Annotated in this window: 11 protein-coding genes; 6 read left to right on the top strand and 5 right to left on the bottom strand. The window is 69.6% G+C overall.

Translation table 11 applies throughout. The features are described 5' to 3' along the window. Positions 1-78 precede the first annotated feature (78 nt). Positions 79-984, top strand: coding sequence for an oxidoreductase (locus EAT51_RS18215; RefSeq protein WP_130561866.1), 906 nt, complete (start codon positions 79-81; stop codon positions 982-984). A 206-nt stretch (positions 985-1,190) separates the two neighbouring features. Here the strand turns inward: EAT51_RS18215 and EAT51_RS18220 are convergent, their stop codons facing one another. From EAT51_RS18220 to EAT51_RS18235, 4 genes are read right to left on the bottom strand one after another with little or no spacing between them, the layout of a single operon-like run. Then, complete coding sequence (locus tag EAT51_RS18220) at positions 1,191-2,048, bottom strand: sugar phosphate isomerase/epimerase family protein (RefSeq protein WP_130516909.1); 858 nt, start codon at positions 2,046-2,048, stop codon at positions 1,191-1,193. Positions 2,049-2,091: 43 nt separating this feature from the next. Then, the gene (locus EAT51_RS18225) at positions 2,092-3,219 is read right to left on the bottom strand and encodes a Gfo/Idh/MocA family protein (RefSeq protein WP_130561867.1); all 1,128 of its coding nucleotides are present in this window, start codon (positions 3,217-3,219) and stop codon (positions 2,092-2,094) included. A gap of 13 nt (positions 3,220-3,232) precedes the next feature. Continuing rightward, positions 3,233-4,453: a nucleoside permease gene (locus EAT51_RS18230; protein WP_130516913.1), complete on the bottom strand. Its 1,221-nt coding sequence runs from the start codon at positions 4,451-4,453 to the stop codon at positions 3,233-3,235. 27 nt (positions 4,454-4,480) lie between these two features. Further along, on the bottom strand, positions 4,481-5,533 hold the full coding sequence (locus tag EAT51_RS18235; protein ID WP_130516915.1) for a sugar phosphate isomerase/epimerase family protein: 1,053 nt from the start codon (positions 5,531-5,533) through the stop codon (positions 4,481-4,483). 148 nt (positions 5,534-5,681) lie between these two features. Here EAT51_RS18235 and EAT51_RS18240 point away from each other — a divergent pair, with 148 nt between their 5' ends. Beyond that, the gene (locus tag EAT51_RS18240) at positions 5,682-6,686 is read left to right on the top strand and encodes a LacI family DNA-binding transcriptional regulator (RefSeq protein WP_130516917.1); all 1,005 of its coding nucleotides are present in this window, start codon (positions 5,682-5,684) and stop codon (positions 6,684-6,686) included. A 228-nt stretch (positions 6,687-6,914) separates the two neighbouring features. Here EAT51_RS18240 and EAT51_RS18245 read toward each other — a convergent pair whose 3' ends face one another. After that, positions 6,915-9,398 carry a GH92 family glycosyl hydrolase gene (locus EAT51_RS18245; RefSeq protein ID WP_130553997.1) on the bottom strand — a complete coding sequence of 828 codons (2,484 nt, stop codon included), beginning with the start codon at positions 9,396-9,398 and terminating at the stop codon, positions 6,915-6,917. Between the two features lie 341 nt (positions 9,399-9,739). On the opposite strand from EAT51_RS18245, the gene EAT51_RS18250 reads away from it, so the two are divergent. The 4 genes from EAT51_RS18250 to EAT51_RS18265 all read left to right on the top strand — a co-directional run bounded on the left by EAT51_RS18250 (position 9,740) and on the right by EAT51_RS18265 (position 19,497). Further along, a complete protein-coding gene (locus EAT51_RS18250) occupies positions 9,740-10,798 on the top strand; it encodes a LacI family DNA-binding transcriptional regulator (RefSeq protein WP_425478225.1) in 1,059 nt (352 codons plus the stop codon). 594 nt (positions 10,799-11,392) lie between these two features. After that, positions 11,393-14,575: a TonB-dependent receptor gene (locus EAT51_RS18255; protein WP_130561868.1), complete on the top strand. Its 3,183-nt coding sequence runs from the start codon at positions 11,393-11,395 to the stop codon at positions 14,573-14,575. Positions 14,576-15,295: 720 nt separating this feature from the next. After that, entirely contained in the window at positions 15,296-16,813 is a 1,518-nt protein-coding gene (locus tag EAT51_RS18260; RefSeq protein WP_130561869.1) for a tryptophan halogenase family protein, read from the top strand. An 11-nt stretch (positions 16,814-16,824) separates the two neighbouring features. Then, complete coding sequence (locus EAT51_RS18265) at positions 16,825-19,497, top strand: beta-mannosidase (protein ID WP_425599594.1); 2,673 nt, start codon at positions 16,825-16,827, stop codon at positions 19,495-19,497. Positions 19,498-19,551: the final 54 nt, after the last annotated feature.

Below are 19,551 nucleotides of genomic sequence, written 5' to 3' on the forward strand. Positions count from 1 at the left end.
GGAATATGTTACATATCCGGCTCGGCCCGCGCGACTCGCGCGTAGGGCAAGCCCTTCCCACCAAGCAACAGGTGCGCGATGCACACGCAGTCCAATCCTTCCGACATTACCGTCGCCGTCGTGGGCCCCGGCGCCATCGGCACCACGGTCGCGGCGATGCTGCACGAGGTCGGCCGCACGCCACTGCTGTGCGGCCGCACGGCCCGCGACCAGCTGTGGCTGCAGGACGGCGATCGCCGCATCGGCGTTCCTGGGCCGGTGCTGACCGACCCCGCGCAGTGCGATCGCAGGGTCGACCTGATCTTCCTGGCGGTGAAGGCGACGCAGAACGCGGCAGCGGCGCCGTGGCTCGCGGCGCTGGGCGGCCCGCGCACGGTGGTGTGCGCGCTGCAGAACGGCGTCGAGCAGGTCGATTCGCTCGCGCCGTACTGCCCGCAGGGACGGATCGTGCCCGCGGTCGTGTGGTTTCCCGCACAGGCGCAGGCCGATGGCAGCGTCCGCCTGCGTGCGCCGGCGCGCCTCACCCTGCCGGACACGCCCGATGCCGGCGTCGTCGCCGAGGCGCTGCGCGGCACCCGCTGCGCCATCGAGCTGGTCGCCGACTTCCACACCGTGGCCTGGCGCAAGCTGCTGCAGAATGCGGTGGCCGGCCTCATGGCGCTGACGCAGCGCCGCTCCGGCATGTTCGCCCGCCCGGACATCGCCGGACTCGCCCTGGCGTATCTGCGCGAAGGCCTCGCCGTGGCGCGGGCCGAGGGCGCCGCGCTCGGCGACGAGGTGCCGCAGGCGATCCTGGACCAGTTCCAGTCCTCGCCGCCCGATCTGGGCACCTCCATCCTCGGCGACCGCCAGGCCGGCAGACCGCTGGAATGGGACATCCGCAACGGCGTCATCGCCCGCCGCGGCCGCGTCCACGGCATCCCGACGCCAATCAGCGACATCGTGGTGCCGCTCCTGGCCGCGGCCAGTGACGGCCCAGGCTGATCTGCTCGGCGGCCTGCTCCCACCTGTAGAGCGGAGCTTGCTCCGCTGGGGCTTTCCCGATGATGGCCGAAGCGCAGCGGAGCAAGCTCCGCTCTACAGAAATGGCGCGACGTGGAAGGCATCAGAGGCCGTGATGACCACGACCTGCAAAGAACGACGGCGCCCGAAGGCGCCGTCGTTCCGGTCCTGTGCCTGCGTGCCGCGCCTCAGCGCTTCACATCGGCCGGCAGGTGCTCGACCAGATAGGCCGCGCCGGCCTTGACCACGGCGGCCGGGTCGCGCGGGTTGTCGTGCTCGATGATGTACCACTTGACCCCGGCGCGATCGGCGGCGGGCAGGATCGCCTTCCAGTTCAGCACGCCGTGGCCGACCGCGGCGAAGCCGCTCTCGTCGGCGGCCTGGCCTTCCGGCGCATTGTCCTTGGCGTGCACCGCGTACAGACGGCCCTTGAGCTTGCCCAGGTAGACCACCGGATCGTTGCCCGAACGCGCCACCCAGGCCAGGTCCAGCTCGGACTTCAGCGCCGGGCCGGCGCCCTCGAGCAGCAGCTCCAGGCCGGTCTTGTCGCCGAAGCGGACGAACTCGAAGTTGTGGTTGTGATAGGCCAGCGTCATGCCCTGCGCCTTGAGCGTGGTCGCAAGCTGGCCCAGCGACTTGCCCAGCGCGGTCCAGCCTGCGGCGTCCTTGGGCCGGTCGGCATCGTCCAGATAGGGCACCACCAGCACGCGGTTGCCGATGGCCTTGTTGAAGGCGACCACGCCGGGCAGATCCTTGCGCAGCTCGGCCAGCGGCACGTGCGAGGAGGTGACGATGATCCCGTACTTGTCCAGCAGCGCCTTGAGCTGCGGCGCGGTGGTGTCCTGCGTGCCCACGGTTTCCACCGCGGTGATGCCGGCGTCGTGGACCAGCTTGAGGCGGTCTTCCAGCGAGGGGATGTTGCGCAGCGAGTACATCTGCACGGCGATGGGCAGCTGCGCGGCGGTGCGCTCCTTGGCCAGGGCGGGAAGCGCTGCGCAGAGCAGCAGGGCGGTGGCGGCAAGGCGGCGGGGCAGGGTGAGCGTCATAGGTCCTCCCGGAGATTCGACGATCGAGGATGGCGGCGCGTGGTCACGCGTCGATGGATGTCCAGGCACGCGTGCGCGCCGAGGCGATCACGCCCTCGACGATGCGCGCCGAGCGCAGGCCGTCGGCGAAGGTCGGCAGGCCTTCGGGCGTCTGCCCGGCGATGGCGCGGTAGGTGTCGGCGACGAAGGCCTCGAAACACTGCGCATAGCCCTGCGCATGGCCGGGCGGCAGCGAGGAGAGCCGGCGCTGCTCGGCGCTGCCCGCGCCCGGGCCGCGCACGAAGATCTCCTCGCGCTGGTCGGGCCGGCCGATCCACAGGCGCTCGCAGTCCTCCTGGTCGAAGGCCACGGCGGCCTTGGCGCCGTCGATCTCGAACCACAGCCGGTTGTGGCGGCCGGCCGAGACCTGGCTCACCGTCAGCGTGGCCAGCGTGCCGCGCGTGGTCTTGAACAGGGCCGCGGCCACGTCCTCGCTGGACACCGCCTGCAGCGCACCGCCGGCGGCCGGCGTGGCGAAGCTCTCGCCGGTGCTCGCGCCGCGCTCGGCGATGACGGTCTCGAAGGCTGCGCTCACCTCGGCGAAGCGCTCGCCGCCGACCCATTCCACCAGGTCGCACCAGTGCGAGCCGATGTCGGCGAAGGCGCGCGATGCGCCGCCCAGCCTGGGGTCCACGCGCCAGTTGTTGCTGGCCGGATCCAGCAGCCAGTCCTGCAGATAGCTGCCGTGGATCAGGCGCAGCGGGCCCAGTTCGCCGTCGGCGATGCGGGCGCGCGCCTCGCGCACCACCGGATGGTAGCGATAGACGAAGGGCACGGTGGCCACCAGGCCCGTGGCGGCGGCCAGATCGGCCAGCGCCTGGGCGTCGTCCAGCGTGGTGGCCAGCGGCTTTTCGCAGATCACGTGGCGGCCGGATTCCAGCGCGGCCTGCGCCATCGGCCGGTGCAGATGGTTGGGCGTACAGACGTGCACCACCTGCACCTGCGGATCGGCCAGGGCCTCGTCCAGGTCGCGGTAGGCGCGCGGCAGGTTCCAGGCGCGCGCCGCCTCCTCGCCGCGGGCCGGCGAGGAGCCGACCACGCCGCGGACCTGCGCGCCGGCCAGCAGCGCGGCGCGGCGATGCACCGCGCCGATCATGCCGGTGCCGACGATGACGATGCCAAGCGGGCTCATGCGGTGGCGCTCCTCAATGCGTGGCCGAGGCGACGGCGGCCTTGGCCGGCCGATCGCGGAACAGCAGCAGGAAGGCGATCAGCACCACCAGCGCCACGCCGGCCGGGAACAGCCAGATGCTCTGCCAGTCGCGCCCCGCGGCGGTGGTGTAGTGCTCGACCACCGCGCCGGACAGGAAGGTGCCGATCAGCATGCCCACGCCATAGGTGGCCAGGGTGATGAAGCCCTGCGCGCTGCTGCGGAAGGCCGGACCGGCATGGGCATCGGTGTAGATCTGCCCGGTGACGAAGAAGAAGTCGTAGCAGATGCCGTGCAGCACGATGCCGATCACCAGCAGCGCGAAGCCGCCGCCGGCATCGCCGTAGGCGAACAGCGCATAGCGCGCCACCCACGCGGCCATGCCCAGCGCCAGCATGGTCTTGACCCCCAGCCGCGCGAACAGGAACGGCATGGCCAGCATCAGCAGCACTTCGGACACCTGGCCCAGCGACTGCAGCCCGGCCGCGCCGCGCACGCCCAGGTCGTTGAGATAGGGGTTGGTGAAGTTGTAGTAGAACGACAGCGGGATGCAGATGGCGATCGAGGCCAGGAAGAACACCAGGTACGAGCGCGACTTCAGCAGCCCCAGCGCATCCAGGCCGATCATCTTGCCCAGGCTGGCGTTGCGCTGCTGCTCCAGCGGCGGGGTGTGGGGCAGGGTGAAGGCGTACAGGCCCAGCAGCGCCGAGGCCAGCGCGGCCATGCGGAAGGTCAGCTCCAGGCGATGGGCCTGTTCCCAGCCCAGCCAGCCGATCAGCACGCCGGCCACGATCCAGCCGACGCTGCCGGCCACGCGCACCGGCGGGAACTGCTTCTCCGGCACCTGCATGTGGCGCATGGCGATGCTGTTGGCCAGCGCCAGGGTAGGCATGAACAGCAGCATGTAGCCCATCACGCAGGCGGCGAAGGTGTCGAACGTGGTGGCCACCGAGGCCCCCCACATCAGCGCCGCGCCGGCCAGGTGCAGCACGGCCAGGATGCGCTGGGCGGCGAAGTAGCGGTCGGCGATCAGGCCCACCAGGAAGGGCGCCACGATCGCGCCGATGGACTGGCTCAGGAAGGCCGTGGCCACCTGGCCCGCGCTGGCCTGCAGCGGGCCCTGCACCAGATAGGTGCCCAGGGTCACGAACCACGCGCCCCAGATGAAGAACTGCAGGAACATCATCGCGCCGAGGCGCGACAGGATGGACGTCATGACTTCCCCTCCCAGGTCAGTGGTGTCTTAAAGTCCCAGCAAACCGCGCAGCGCTTCCGGGCTGGCGCCGCTGTCGGCGAAATCGTCGAAGGCGTGTTCGGTCACGCGGATGATGTGGTCGCGGATGAAGGGCGCGCCTTCGCGCGCGCCGTCCTCGGGGTGCTTGAGGCAGCACTCCCATTCCAGCACCGCCCATCCGGGGAAATCGTACTGGGCGAACTTGGAGAAGATCGCCTTGAAGTCGATCTGCCCATCGCCCAGCGAGCGGAACCGCCCGGGCCGGTCGATCCAGTCCTGGTAGCCGGCGTACACGCCGCTGCGCGCGCTGGGGCGGAACTCGGCGTCCTTGACGTGGAAGATGCCGATGCGCGCGTGGTAGCGGTCGATGAAGCCCAGGTAGTCCATCTGCTGCAGCAGCAGGTGGCTGGGGTCGTAGAGGATCTTGGCGCGCGGGTGATGATCGACCACCTCCAGGAAGCGCTCGAAGGTGGCGCCGTCGTGCAGGTCCTCGCCCGGGTGGATCTCGAAGCACAGGTCCACATCGCAGGCGTCGAACGCATCCAGGATCGGCCGCCAGCGGCGACCGAGTTCGGCGAAGGCCTCATCGACCAGGCCGGCCGGACGCTGCGGCCAGGGGTAGAAGTACGGCCAGGCCAGGGCGCCGGAGAAGCTGGCGTGCGCCTTCAGGCCCAGGCGCTGGCTGGCCTTGGCCGCCAGCTTGAGTTGTTCGACCGCCCAGGCCTGGCGCGCGGGCGGGTTGCCGCGCAGCGATTCCGGCGCAAAGCCGTCGAACAGCGTGTCGTAGGCCGGATGCACCGCGACCAGCTGGCCCTGCAGATGGGTCGACAGCTCGGTGATCTGCACGCCGTGGCCAGCCAGCATGCCGGCCAGGTCGTCGCAGTAGTCCTGGCTCTCGGCGGCCTTGGCCAGGTCGAAGATATGCGGTGCGCTGGTCGGCACCTGCACCCCGCGATAGCCCAGGCCTGCGGCCCATTGCGCCAGCGTGTCCAACCGGTTGAATGGCGCGGTGTCGCCAATGAACTGCGCCAGGAACAGCGCCGGGCCCTTGAGCGTTCGCATGCTTTACGTTCTTGATGCAATCGATTGCACGATCCTAGCATGGCGTCGTGGCCGCGCACGTTGTGCATTGCACCGCAAGGCCGCGCCTGCCCGGGCGCCGCTGCCCACGGCATAGCCATGGCCACCAAGGACGTGACACGCTTGCCCCATGCCGACCATCTACGACATTGCCAAGCACGCGGGCGTTTCGGCCGGCACGGTCTCGCGCGCGCTGTCGCGGCCGGAGAAGGTGCTGCCGGAAACGCGTGCGCGCATCGAGCGCGCCGTGGCCACGCTGGGCTACGTGCCCAACGCGGCCGCGCGCACGCTCAAGACCCAGCGCACCGGCAAGATCCTGGTCACCGTGCCGGACATCGCCAACCCGTTCTTCGCCCAGATCCTGCAGGGCGCCGAGGACGCGGCGCAGGCGGCCGGCTATGCGGTGCTGCTGGGAGATACCCAACAGCAGCCGGCGCGCGAGGAACGCTATGCGCAGATGCTGCGCCGGAACGAGGCCGATGGGCTGATCGTGCTCGGCCACCGGCTGCCGCCGACCGCGCGGCAGATCGTCAAGCAGCTGGGCGCGGCGGCGCCGGTGGTCAACGGCTGCGAGTTCGATCCGGCGCTGGGCATCCCCAGCGTGCATATCGACAATGCCGCCGCCGCGCGCGCGGCGATGGAGCATCTCTATGCGCTGGGCCACGCGCGCATCGCCGTGGTCGGCGGTCCGCCGGACAACCCGCTGCACCAGCAGCGCCTGCAGGGCGTGCGCGCGGCGGCCAAGGCGCGTGGCCGGGTGCGCCAGCTGCGGCTGGTGCCCGGGGACTTCTCGGTGGAATCGGGGCATGCCGCGGCCAGCGCCTGGCTGGGCACCGACGATGCGCCGACCGCGGCGTTCTGCTTCAGCGACCAGTCGGCGCTGGGCGTGCTGGCGGCCTGCCGCGAACGCGGCCTGCGCGTACCGCGCGACCTCTCGGTGGTCGGCTTCGACGACCTGGCCTCTTCGCGCTACCTCACTCCGCCGCTGACCACCGTGGCCCAGCCGATGCGCGAGATCGGCGCGCGCGCGGTACAGCTGCTGCTGGACATCCTCGCCGCGGCCGACGTGCCGCTGCAGCAGACGCTGACCTTCGAACTGATGCTGCGCGGCTCGACCGCCGCGCCGAAGGCATAAGCGCCGCGGCGGCTCGGCACCGCTGACCGACGCCGCTCAAAGATCCCCAGCGTCATTCCCCCGAAGCCGAAATCCGCCCCTCCCCTTTCGCGCAGCAAAGGGGAGGTTGGGAGGGGGTGCTTTTGCCTTTGCCTTTGCCGCGAAGAGCGACCCCTCCCCATCCCTCCCCTTGGCCTGCGGCCAAAGGGAGGGGGCAGAAACGCGCGCCGCTTCAGACGGCAGGCGTTCTCAGACCGGGCAGGCCGCCGCAGGCGCGGCGTCGGCGGCGGTGCCCCAGCCCTGCGGGTCGGGCTGCGTGCCCAGGGTGTAGTCCAGCGTGCCGCCCTGCTTGAGCGCGTCCACGTCCATCCACACCGCCGACTGCGGCTTGCCGTTGAAGCGCACGCCCTGTACGTAACGCGGGCCGGCCTGCGGTGCGGCGTTGCCGCGCACGGTCAGGGTGCGGCCGTTGCCCAGGTCGATGCGCGCGCTGGTGAAGCGCGGCGGGTGCAACAGCATCTGGCCGGTGCCCGGCATCAGCGGCGAGAAGCCCAGCGTGCTGAACAGATAGAACGCCGACATCGTGCCCAGATCGTCGTTGCCTGTCACGCCGTTAGGTGCGTTGGTGAACAAGGTCTGCACCGAGGACAGCACCGTGGCCGTCTTCCACGGCTGGCCGATCAGGCTGTACAGCGCCGGCACGTGCATGGTCGGCTCGTTGTTGGGGTTATAGCGGTACTGGCCGTAGTAGCTGTAGGGCCCGCCGACCCAGGCCTTGCGCGCCGCGCCCTGCGGATCGGCCACGAGCTGGTCGTAGGCGAAGAAGTCGTCCAGCCGCTTGCCCATCGCCTCGCGCCCGCCCATCGCCGTGGCCAGGCCCGGGATGTCCTGCGGCACCAGCCACTGGTACTGCCACGCCGTGCCCTCATGGAAGCCGTAGTGCGAGCGCGGGTCGTAGGTGCCGGTGGGTGGGGTGAACCATTGGCCATCGGCCAGGCGAGGACGCGGGAAGCCCTGGTAGCCCGAGGCCTGCTCGTGCAGGTCGGCATCCCAGACCTTGTGCCAGTTGCCGCCGCGCGTGCGCAGCGCGGCCGCGTCGTCGCCATGGCCCAGCGCACCGGCCATCAGCGACAGCGCGCAGTCGCCCAGCGCGTACTCCAGCGTGGCCGAGCCGCCGTTCTGCGGATCCACGTCCATGCCCTTGGCCGGGAAGGTGCGATCGAAGAACACGAAGCCGTTTTGCAGATAGTTCACGTTGCCCGCGCGGCCCTCGTGGCGCGAGGCCAGCGGCGGCACGCCCCAGGCGTTCTTGCGCAGGGCGGCCCAGGCCTGCGGCTCCAGGCCCTTGAGCGCGCCGTAGCGCCACAGGTCCACCAGGAAGGGCGTGACCGGATCGCCGGTCATGGTGTTGGTGTCGAAGTTGGCGTAGCCCCAGCGCGGCAGCCAGCCGCCCTGCGCGTCGATGGCCAGCAGCGAACGGCCGATGTCGCGCGCGCGCTGCGGCTCGATCAGCGCCAGCAGCTGGTTCTGCGAGCGATAGGTGTCCCACAGCGAGAAGAACTCGTAATAGGTCCAGTCCTTGGCCTCGTGGATGGCGTCGTCGTAGCCGCGGTAGCGGCCGTCGGCGTCGTTGCCGGTCATCGGCTGCAGCAGCGCGTGGTAGAGCGCGGTGTAGAACACGGCGCGGTCGTCCTTGCTGCCGCCGTCGATGCGGATCTTGGACAGCGCCTGCTGCCACAGCGCACGCGCGTCGCGGCGCATCGGCTCGAAGGCGCGCAGCTTGCCGCCCTGCATGCCCTCGCTGCGCAGGTTGACGCGCGCGCCCTCGGCATCGACGTGCGAGATCGAGGTGATCGCGGTGACCTGCTTGTTCTTGCTGGTGTCGAAGCTGACCCAGGCGCCGTTGAGCGGCTCATACTCGCTTTCCATGCTGTCGCGCGCGCCCGGCGTACCGCCGGCCTGGCCCCACACGCCGAAGGCCTTGAACGGACGGTCGTACTCGATGCGGAACCAGGTCGCGTACTGATGCCCGCCGCAGAAGCTCAGCGTGGTGATCTTGCCCTCGACCACGCGATCGCCGACCACATGCACCTGGCTGCCGATCACCCGATGCTTCTGGTTGGCCTGGCCGACGTTGATCAGCACGTGGCCTTCGCCGGCGGAGGCCGGGTAGGTGTAGCGCTCGCCCGAGGCGCGGGTCAGGGCGGTGGTCTCCACCTCGATGCCGCCGTAGTCGGTCAGGCGCACGCGATAGTCGCCGGCCTGGCCGGTCGAGCCGGCCTGCGTGTAGCGCGCGCCGTACTTGGTCTGGTCGAAGACGTCGTTCTTGGACGTATCGAAGTCGCCGCCGGGGCCGATGCGGCCGGTCACCGGTAGCACCGAGACCTGGCCGCCCTGTTCCCAGCAGCCGGCGCCGGAGATGAAGGAATGGCCGAAGCCGCGGATGCGCTCGTCGCCATCGCGCCAGCCGGCGTAGTGCGAGCCGATCGGGCTGACCTGGATCATGCCGAACGGTGCGGCGGCGCCGGGGAAGGTGTTGCCCTCATCGCGCGTGCCGATGAAGGTGTTGACCTGCGCGGCCAGGTCGTCGTCGGCGGCGCGCGCCAGCGTGCCGGTGGCCGGCAGCGCCAGCAGCAGGGCCACGCAGACGGCGCGGCGGCCATGGCGCAGCAGGGCGCGGCGGCGCGCGTGGGGGGCGGCGGCCGACAGCGGCGCGCGGGTGGGGTGGTCCATCGTGCTTCCCTCGTGATCGATGCAATGGCGGCGCGCCGCGGCGGCGGAGCCAGCCAGGCGTCGGCCGGATTTAGAACGATCCAAATCGACATTTCAAGCCGATTCGGCCACAGGCGACGCAAATGTCAGCCACGCCTGCGAAAACCGGCGATCGCGTCGAAGGATGCACCGAGCCGATGCTGCGGACGCACATGGATCCAGCGCGCGGCATCCCGTCCGGCCGCCATGGTGACGACGCCATCGCCATGCCTGACGCCGCGCCACCGACGCGGCGACTTGCGGCCGGCACCGGCCATCGCGCAGCATGGCCGGTGCTGGGCCGTTCCAGCCAGGCCCAGGGCATGCGACACATGGCCGATACCCCCCGCAGGATCACGCTCAACGACATCGCCCATGCCTGCGGGGTGTCGCGCGCCACCGTCTCGCTCGTCCTGCGCAGCAGTCCGCTGGTGCATGCCGACACGCGCGAGCGCGTCGAGGCCGAGATGCGCCGCCAGGGCTACGTCTACAACCGTGCCGCAGCCAATCTGCGTCAGCGCGTGTCCACCGCGGTGGCGCTGGTGGTCAACGACCTGGCCAACCCGTTCTTCGCCGAGTTCGCCGCGGGCGTGGACGAGGCGCTGGGCGCCAAGGGCTATGTCACCCTGCTGGGCAGCAGCGGCGAATCGGCGCAGCGCCAGCGCCAGGTGCTGGGCTCGCTGATGGAGCACAACCCGGCCGGGGTGATCCTCTCGCCGGCCGAGGGCAGCGCCTTCGCCGACCTGGAGACGGTGATCGGCCGGCACACGCCGCTGCTGGTGTTCAACCGCGAGGTGGCCGGCAGCGCGTCCAAGGGCTTCCTCTACGATTTCATCGGCTTGGACAACCGCGCCGGCGCGCGCGCGGCGACCGAACTGCTGCTGGCGCAGGGGCACCGCCGCATCGCCTTCTATGGCGGGCATGCCGACTCGAGCTCGTGCCGCCAGCGCCGCGCCGGCTATCGCGAGGCCATGGCGGCGGCGGGGCTGCAGGTGCCCGATGCCTGGATGATCGAGACCGCGCCCACGCGGCTGGAAGGCAATGCCCGCGCCGGCCTGCTGTTCGCCGATGGCGCTACGCCCACCGCGGCGGTCTGCTACAACGACGCGGTCGCGCTGGGGCTGATGCTGGGCCTGGTGCGCGAGGGGCGCCAGCCGGGCGTGGACTTCGCGGTGACCGGCTTCGACGATATTCCCGAGGCGGCGGTGGGCGTGCCGCCGCTGACCACCATCAGCACCGATCCACGCGAGCGCGGCCGTCAGGCCGCGGCGATGGTGGTCGAACGCGCCGCCCACCCCGGCATGGCCCGCCGCACCAGTGTCGTGCCGGCGCTGTTGACCCAGCGTGCGAGTACATACGGCAAGGCGAAGGCGCGGCGCTGAAAGCAGGGTGTGCGTGATCGCCATTGGCGATGTGCGTTGCCTACAACGATCGCAACGCGCGCGAAGTGGTTTCTTCGCGCCGGCGGCAGCCGTGCCCGCGCGTTGCGCATCCACCCGTAGCGGATGCACTTGCACAGCGTTCCGCACTTTTGGAGATGACAGTCGCTGCGCGATGCGCTTGTAGAGCGGAGCTTGCTCCGCTGCGTTTCGGCCAGATCGTCTGGAAGCCCCAGCGGAGCAAGCTCCGCTCTACAAGGGGGCTGCGATTCGATCTGAGGGACGGTTGCTCCCACAGGGAACTTCGGCGCCACCGCCGGGCTTGCGCGACATGCGCGCGATGCACGCCTTTCAGACGAAACCCACGCGCCACGGACGTGGCAGCGTTTTCAGATCGTGTGTCTGTCCGGTGTTCGCTGCAGGGCAGCATGCCTTTTCGGAAGCGGCGTGATATTTCTACGCCGCGCCAGTTAGATCGATCCAAATGCGGGTTTCATGAACGGGCCATCGCCAGGCCTGGCTGCCCCGTCGTGGACGCGACCGCCTGGTACACGCCACCGCATCGTCGTGAAGTTCATTCAACGAGAGAGAGACGCAATGAACGACAGCTCATTCCCCAAGCGCCAGCTGCTGGCGCTTGCCATCGCCGCCAGCTGCGCGGCGGCTTCCGCGCCAGGCTGGGCCCAGCAGGCCGCCACGCCCGCGCCCGCCAATGCCGCCCCGGCCAACGCGCCGCAGACCGACGCGTCCCAGACCAGCGCACCGCAGCAGGCGACCGACCTGGACAAGGTCACCGTTACCGGCTACCGCTATTCGATCGAGCAGAGCCTGGATCAGAAGCGTGAGGCCAATGCGGTGGTCGAAGTGGTCACCGCCGAGGACGTGGGCAAATTCCCTGACAAGAACGTGGCCGACGCGCTGCAGCGCGTGCCCGGCGTGATCATCACCCGCGACGGTGGCGAGGGTAAGAACGTCAGCGTGCGCGGCCTGTCCTCCGAGCTGACCCTGACCGAGCTCAACGGCAACTACGTGGCCAGCGCCGAGACCAACGGCGATCCCACGCGCTCGTTCAACTACACGCTGCTGCCGTCGAACATGCTCTCCAGCGCCGAGCTGTTCAAGACGCCCGAGGCGCGCCTGGACGAGGGCGGCATCGGCGGCACGGTGATCCTGCACACGCGCCGTCCGCTGGAGCAGGAGGCCAATACCGGCTTCGTCTCGGCCGAAGGCACCTGGGCCGACACGACCAAGAAGACCGACGGTCAGTTCTCCGGCTCCTATTCCTGGCACGACAAGGACGACCGCTTCGGCGTGTTCGTCGGCTACACCCAGCAGAAGCGCACCGTGCGCACCCTGGGCGTGGATACCAGCGCCTGGAACTGGTACAGCGACGACAACGAGGCCCATCCGGCCACCGACGTCAACGGCAAGCCCTCCAACTTCGACAGCTACTGGTGGGGCGAGTCGGGCTTCTACGACCAGAACGGCAAGTACTACACGAATTTCATGATGCCCAACGTCGTGAACTTCAAGTCGGAGAAGGAGGAGCGCGAGCGCAAGGGTGGGCAGATCACCCTGCAGTTCAAGCCGACCGACGATCTGACCTTCACCGCCAACTACTTCCGGTTCGACATGGACCGGAACTCGCAGACCAACACCTTGTCGGTGCCGGAGTGGAACCTGGCCCGCTACTCGGGCGACGGCAACTGGCCGGGCGGGCGCCTGCTGGACGGGCTGACCATGGACCCCAGCGGCACCGTGGTCACCGGCGCGCAGTACAGCGTGCACCCGAACAAGACCTACTACTGCAGCGAGGCGGCCGCCGCGGCTGGCGGCATGCGGCCCGGCGGCTGGGGCCCTGACGACTGCACCATCCCCACGCCGTGGCTGACCGGTTCCTACAACCGCGAGAAGGCGCGTTCGCAGATGGCCGACTTCGAGCTGGCCTGGACCAGCGAGCGGCTGGACATCGCGGTCAAGGCCGGCCGCACCTGGGCCGATGGCGGCCCGCAGGTGCAGATGACCATGCCGGTCAAGCCGCGCCTGCCCACCACGGCCGGCAGCAACGGCACCACGGTCAACGGCACCGGCGCCTACACGCTGGGCAACTACTACACCGCCTGGGATCTGACCGGCACGCCCTCGCTGCAGGTCTCGCCCGAGCTGATGAACAACCTGCGCAACGGCATCGGCGAGATCGACCTGGGCTCGACCGGCTCGTCGTGGACGCGCAACAGCACCTGGCAGAAGTTCGCGCAGAGCGACTTCACCTGGCGCGGCGAGACCGGCAGCGTGCTCGATTCGATCCAGTTCGGCATGAAGTACCGCGACGGTGGCACGCGCCGCAGCACCGGCAACAACTACTGGGTCTGCCAGGGCGCCGATCCGTCCGACTACGACAGCCGCTTCCAGAACGGCTGCGATCCGGCCGCCTCGGTGTTCCAGTCGCAGTTCCTGTATCCGGAGCAGATCGGCAACATCGCCGGCGCGTTCAACACCAACGCCTTCCCGGCGATCAACTATCCGGCCTACATCGACTATCTCAACAAGACCTACGGGCCGATGCAGACCCGGCAGGAAGACAACTTCGTCTTCAACGTCGGCGAGAAGATCTATTCGGCTTATCTGCAGGCCAACTTCCGCACCGAGCGCCTGCGCGGCAACATCGGCCTGCGCCTGGTGCACACCGACCAGCATGCCGACTCCACCGACCGGGTCGATTACTACAACGACTACTTCTTCGACGATGCGGCCGGCAATCCCGCACCCTGCCTGCCGGGCAACCTGCCGGCGGCCGGCGCGCCGGCGGGCTCGGGCTGCGTCAGCGGCTTCACCACGCTGCCGGACAGCCAGACCAACCCGGCCAGCGGCCACATCTCCTCGTTCGTGGTCAGCTCGCTGGACCGCAGCTACGTGGACCGCCTGCCGAGCTTCAACATCGCCTACGACCTGACCGACAACCTGGTGTTGCGCGGCGCGGCGTCCAAGGTGATGGCGCGACCGAGCTACGGCGACATCGCCGCGCCCGGCGGCCTGCAGTACTACAGCCAGGAATACGTCAACGATCGGCGCCTGATCGGCGGCGGCGACGTGACCGGCTGGTACGGCTCGGGCAGCAACAAGGCGCTGGAGCCCTACAAGGCCAACCAGTACGACTTAGGGCTGGAGTGGTACTTCCATCCGGGTTCGGTCGCCGGCGTCGGCCTGTTCCGCAAGGACGTGAGCAACTTCCTGCTGCCGGTGGTCCAGGACGTCACCCAGAACATCGGCGGGCAGAGCGTGGTGGTGCAGAACTACTCCACCACCGCCAGCGGCCGCGACGCGGTGTCCGAGGGCGTGGAGGTCTATGCGCAGCACACCTTCGATTTCGGCCTGGGTCTGCAGTTCAACTACACCTACAACAAGACCAACGAGGCACCGGTCACGCTGGAGGACGGCACCGAGATCGGCAAGTCGCCGCTGGTGGGCAGCGCCAAGAACCAGACCAACCTGACGGTGTTCTACGAAACCGAGAAGCTGCTGCTGCGCGCGTCCTACAACCGGCGCGGCCAGGTGGTCGACGGCCTGGTCAGCGGTCTGAACGTGTACGAGGAGCCGTATCAGCAGATCGACCTCAACGCGGCCTACAACTTCACGCCGGCCTTCAGCCTGACCGCTTCGATCCTCAACCTGACCAAAGAAGAGACGCGCACCTACCTGGGCAACGACACCAAGGCGCGTTTCAACTCCAACGGCTATGCCGGTCGGATCGCGTTCCTGGGCCTGACCTACAAGTTCTGATGCGGGACTTCCCGCGCCTCTCCCCGGGGGCGTGGGGCTTTTTTTTTTTGGTTTTCTCCGGATTGAGGCATCTTGGTTTGGGGGTGTTGCGGCTTTCTTCGGAGGGCGGATTCTCCGGCTTCGGAAGGGCAGCGGTCCGGCGGGCGGTGTCCGCTTTTCCCTCAATCAGGGCATCGGCGCCCTGATTCGGGCGCTCGGCTCCTGCCTCGCTCGTCGCTGCCACCGCCCGCCGGCCCGCTGCCTCGTGCGTCGGGTTAGAGGGCTTCGGTTTAAGCCCCCTCCCTTGCGCGCAGCGCAGGGGAGGGATGGGGAGGGGTTGGGGCTTTACCGGGCAAGCCACAGAAGCAAAAGCAACAGCACCCCACCCCCTCAGTCGCTAGTTCGCGACTTCGAGCTCCCCTTCGCCTGCGGCGAAAGGGAGGGGGCAGAGCGCTTGCTCGATGCCTTCGAGTTTTAAGAAGTCCTGATCTATTCGTTGCAGAGCCTCGACCCGGTCGGGCGCGCGGAGAGCGGGCCAGGATGGAACGCGGCGGCGAGTCCGCCGTAGATTGCGGACCGAGCCGAGGAGCCGCGCCTGACCGGGGCGAGACTGGTCGGCGAAGTCCGCTCACCGGCCCGCGCATGTCGTCAGCAAGCGCATGTCGCCGTACTCCGGCGAAGAAACCTCTTCTTCGAGCATGATGCGGAACAGTGGCTACAGCATCGCCAACGGATACACGCATGGGTGACAACCGCATCGGCAGCGTGGTGGTGGTCGGCGGCGGCAGCGCCGGCTGGATGGCCGCCGCGGCGCTGGCCACGTACCTGGGCCGGCAGGCGCGCGTGCGCCTGGTGGAATCCGAACAGATCGGCATCGTCGGCGTGGGCGAGGCCAGCGTGCCGCATATGCGCACCTTCAACGCGCAGGTGCTGGGCCTGGACGAGCGCGAGTTCGCCCAGCGCACGCAGGCCACGGCCAAGCTGGGCATCGCCTTCGAGGACTGGGGGCGGATCGGCGAGCGCTATGTGCACGGCTTCGGCACGATCGGCCAGTCCAAGGGGCCGCTGCCGTTCCACCAGTTCTGGCTCAAGCGGTTCCTGGCCGGACGCGCGCAACCGATCGGGGCGTATTCGCTGCAGACGGTGATGGCGCCGCTGGAGCGCTTCGTGCCGGGCGTGGCGAATGCGCCGGCCGGTTCGCCGCTGGCCGATATCGCCTATGCCTATCACTTCGATGCCGGGCTCTACGCGCAGTACCTGCGCCAGGTGTCCGAGGCGCGTGGCGTGGAACGCATCGAAGGCCGCATCGTGCAGGTGCACCAGCATCCCGAGACCGGTCACGTGACCTCGCTCGTGCTGGACGGTGGGCAGCAGGTGGAAGGGGAGCTGTTCGTCGATTGTTCGGGCTTCGTCGGCCTGTTGATCGAGCAGACCCTGCAGGCCGGCTACATCGACTGGTCGCAGTGGCTGCGCTGCGACCGCGCGCTGGCCGTGCCGTGTGAGCGCAGTGGGCCGATCGCGCCATACACGCGCGCCACCGCGCGCGGCGCCGGCTGGCAGTGGCGCATCCCGCTGCAGCACCGCACCGGCAACGGCTACGTGTATTCCAGCGCCTATGTGGACGACGACCAGGCCGCCGCCACGCTGCTGGGGCATCTGGATGGCGCGCCGCAGGGACAGCCGCGCCAGCTGCGCTTCACGACCGGCATGCGCCGCAGGTTCTGGCAGGGCAATGTGGTGGCGCTGGGGCTGGCGGCCGGCTTCCTGGAGCCGCTGGAATCGACCAGCCTGTACCTGGCCCAGTCCGGCATCAGCCGGCTGCTGGCCTTGTTCCCCACGCGCGACTTCGACCCGCCGCTGGCGCAGCGCTACAACCGCGAGTCGGCGTTCGAGTACGAACGCGTGCGCGATTTTTTGATCCTGCACTACCACGCCACCACGCGCGAGGACACGCCGTTCTGGCGCGACTGCCGGACGATGCAGGTCCCGGAGAGCCTGCGCGAGGCGATGGAGCTGTTCGCCGCCGACGGGCGCTACTTCCGCAACGGCGAGGATTTCTTCGCGCTGCCCAGCTGGGTGCAGGTGATGCTGGGGCAGGGCGTCGTGCCGCGTGGCTACCATCCGATCGTGGACGACATGCCGCAGGAGGCGCTGGCCCGCTACGTCGAAGGCACGCGCGAGCGTTTGGCCGAAGCGGTGGCGGCGATGCCGACCCACCAGCAGTTCTTGGATCGTTACTGGAAGGCGGAAGCACCATGATCGAACGTGTGATGGCGAGCGCCCGGCCCGGGCTGCGGTGGTCGCGTGCCTGGCTGGCCGTGTTGCTGTGGCTGGTCGTCGCGCCCCTGCAGGCCATGAACGTGCAGGACCTGGGCGCCACGGGCCACTGGCAGCTGCGCCTGTTGCCTGGCAGCGCGCAGGCCGCGGCGCATCCCCGGTTCACCGCGTGGCAGGCGGCGCAGGTGCCGGGCACGGTGCATACCGATCTGTTCGAGGCCGGCCTGATCGCCGACCCGTATGTCGGCGCGCCGGAGGCCGGGCTGCAGTGGATCGGCCTGGGCGACTGGGAGTACCGCCTGGTGTTTGACGCCGATGCGGTCGCGCGCCAGGCCGCGCACACCGAGCTGGTGTTCGACGGGCTGGACACCTTCGCCGAGGTGACGCTCAACGGCACGCGCGTGCTGCAGGCCGACAACGCCTTCCGCCAGTGGCGAGTGCCGGTCACCGGCCGGCTGCGCGCCACCGGCAACGAGCTGCGCGTGGTGCTGCGCTCGCCGATCGCCACGCTGCTGCCCAAGGTGCAGGCGATGCCGGTCAAGATCGCCGGCAACTATCCCTCGCCCTACGGCGATGAGCCGCGCGATGCGATGACGGCCAACTTCGTGCGCAAGCCCGGTTACCACTACGGTTGGGACTGGGGTCCGCGCTATGTCACCGCCGGCGTGTGGCAGCCGGTGCGGCTGGAGAGCTGGGACACGCTGCGGGTGGCCGACCTGCACCTGCGCCAGGACCAGGTCACCGAGCAGGTCGCCAGGCTCACCGCGCAGGCCACGCTGGAGGTGCAGCGCGCCGGCGACTACCAGGCGAGGCTGTGGCAGACCGCGCCGGACGGCACGCGCACGCTGGCCGCGCAGCAGCGCGTCGCGCTGGCGGCAGGCCAGGCGCAGCTCGCCCTGCCGGTGCAGGTGGCGCGGCCGGCGCGCTGGTACCCGGCCGGCTACGGCGCGCAGCCGCTGTACCGCTATACGTTCGAGCTGCTCGATGACCAGGGCCATGGCGTGGCGCAGGTCACGCGCCGCATCGGCCTGCGCAGCGTCGAGCTGCGCCGCGAGGCCGACGCCGGCGGCCGCAGCTTCGAATTCGTGATCAACGGCATCCCGGTGTTCGCCAAGGGCGCCAACGTCATTCCCTTCGACATGTTCGTGCCCAGGGTGACGCATGCGCAGCTGCGGCGCGTGCTGCAGTCGGCGGTGGACGCCAACATGAACATGGTCCGCAACTGGGGCGGCGGTTACTACGAGAGCGACGATTTCTTCGACATCGCCGACGAGCTGGGCCTGCTGGTGTGGCAGGACTTCATGTTCGGCGGCGGCATGCAGCCGGCCTACGATCCGGCGTTCCGCGCCAACGTGGTCGAGGAGGCACGCCAGCAGGTGATCCGCCTGCGCAACCATCCCTCGCTGGTGCTGTGGTGCGGCAACAACGAGGAGGAGACCGCGTGGAAGTCCTGGGGCCAGGGCAAGACGCTGAAGGAGGCCGATCCGGCCTTCGCCCAGCGCGTCTGGGAGGGCTATGTGCAGCTGTTCGGCACCGACCTGCGCGAGGTGGTGGCGCGCGAAGGCGGCGGCATCGCCTACTGGGCCAGCTCGCCCAGCGACGACCTGGCCGAGCAGGCCAACATCCCCTCCAGCGGCGACATGCACTACTGGGAGGTGTGGGGCAACCCGGCCCGGCCGCCGACCGCCTATCTCGACATCACCCCGCGCTTCATGTCCGAGTACGGGCTGCAGGCCTGGCCTGCGCTGCGCACCATCGACGCGTTCGCCACCAAGGCCGAGCAGGGGGTCGACACGCCGGTGATCCGCGCGCACCAGAAGTTCATGGCCGGCGAGGGCAATACCCGCCTGCTGCACTACATCGCGATGGAGTTCGGCCAGCCGCGCGACTTCCCCAGCTTCGTCCAGGCCAGCCAGGCCATGCAGGCCGAGGGCATCGCGTTGGCCGCGCTGCATCACCGCGCCAGCCGGCCGTACACGATGGGTTCGCTGTACTGGCAGCTCAACGATGTCTGGCCGGGCGCGTCGTGGTCCTCGGTCGACTGGTTCGGGCGCTGGAAGGCACTGCAGTTCCAGGCGCGACGCTTCTTCGCACCGGTCACGGTGGCGGCGCTGCGCGCGCAGGGCGAGACCGAAGTGAGCGTGATCTCCGACCGCACCACGCCGCGCACCGGCACCTTGCGCCTGCGGGTGATGGATCTGGACGGCAAGGTGCTGCGCGAGGAGCGCCGCACGCTGACGCTGGCGCCGCTGTCGGCCACACAGGTGGCCCGCTACAGCGACGCGCAGCTGCTGGGGCGGGCCGATCCGGCGCGCACGGTGGCGGTGTTCGAACTGCAGGTGGCCGGCGAACCGGACGCGCGCCAGGTGGTGTACTTCAAGCCGGCCTATGCGCTGGCCTGGTCGCGGGCGAAGGTGCAGGCGCGCTGGATGCAGGACGATACCGGCCTGCGGCTGGAGCTATCCTCGCCGCAGCTGGCGCGCATGGCCTGGATCGACTTCGGCGCGCTGGATGCGCAGGTCTCGGACAACGCGCTGACCCTGCTGCCGGGCGAGCCGGTGGAGGTACGGGTCGCTTCCAGCGTGGACCCTGCTGCGCTCAAGGCGGCGCTGCGCGTGAGCAGCGTCGCCGATGTGGTGGGGCCGGCGCCGGCGAGCCCGAACTGATCGGCTCAGTGGGCTCCTCCCTGTAGAGCGGAGCTTGCTCCGCTGGGGCCTTTC

It is taken from the genome of Pseudoxanthomonas winnipegensis, from assembly GCF_004283755.1.
In the GTDB taxonomy this organism is placed as follows: Bacteria; Pseudomonadota; Gammaproteobacteria; order Xanthomonadales; family Xanthomonadaceae; genus Pseudoxanthomonas_A; species Pseudoxanthomonas_A winnipegensis.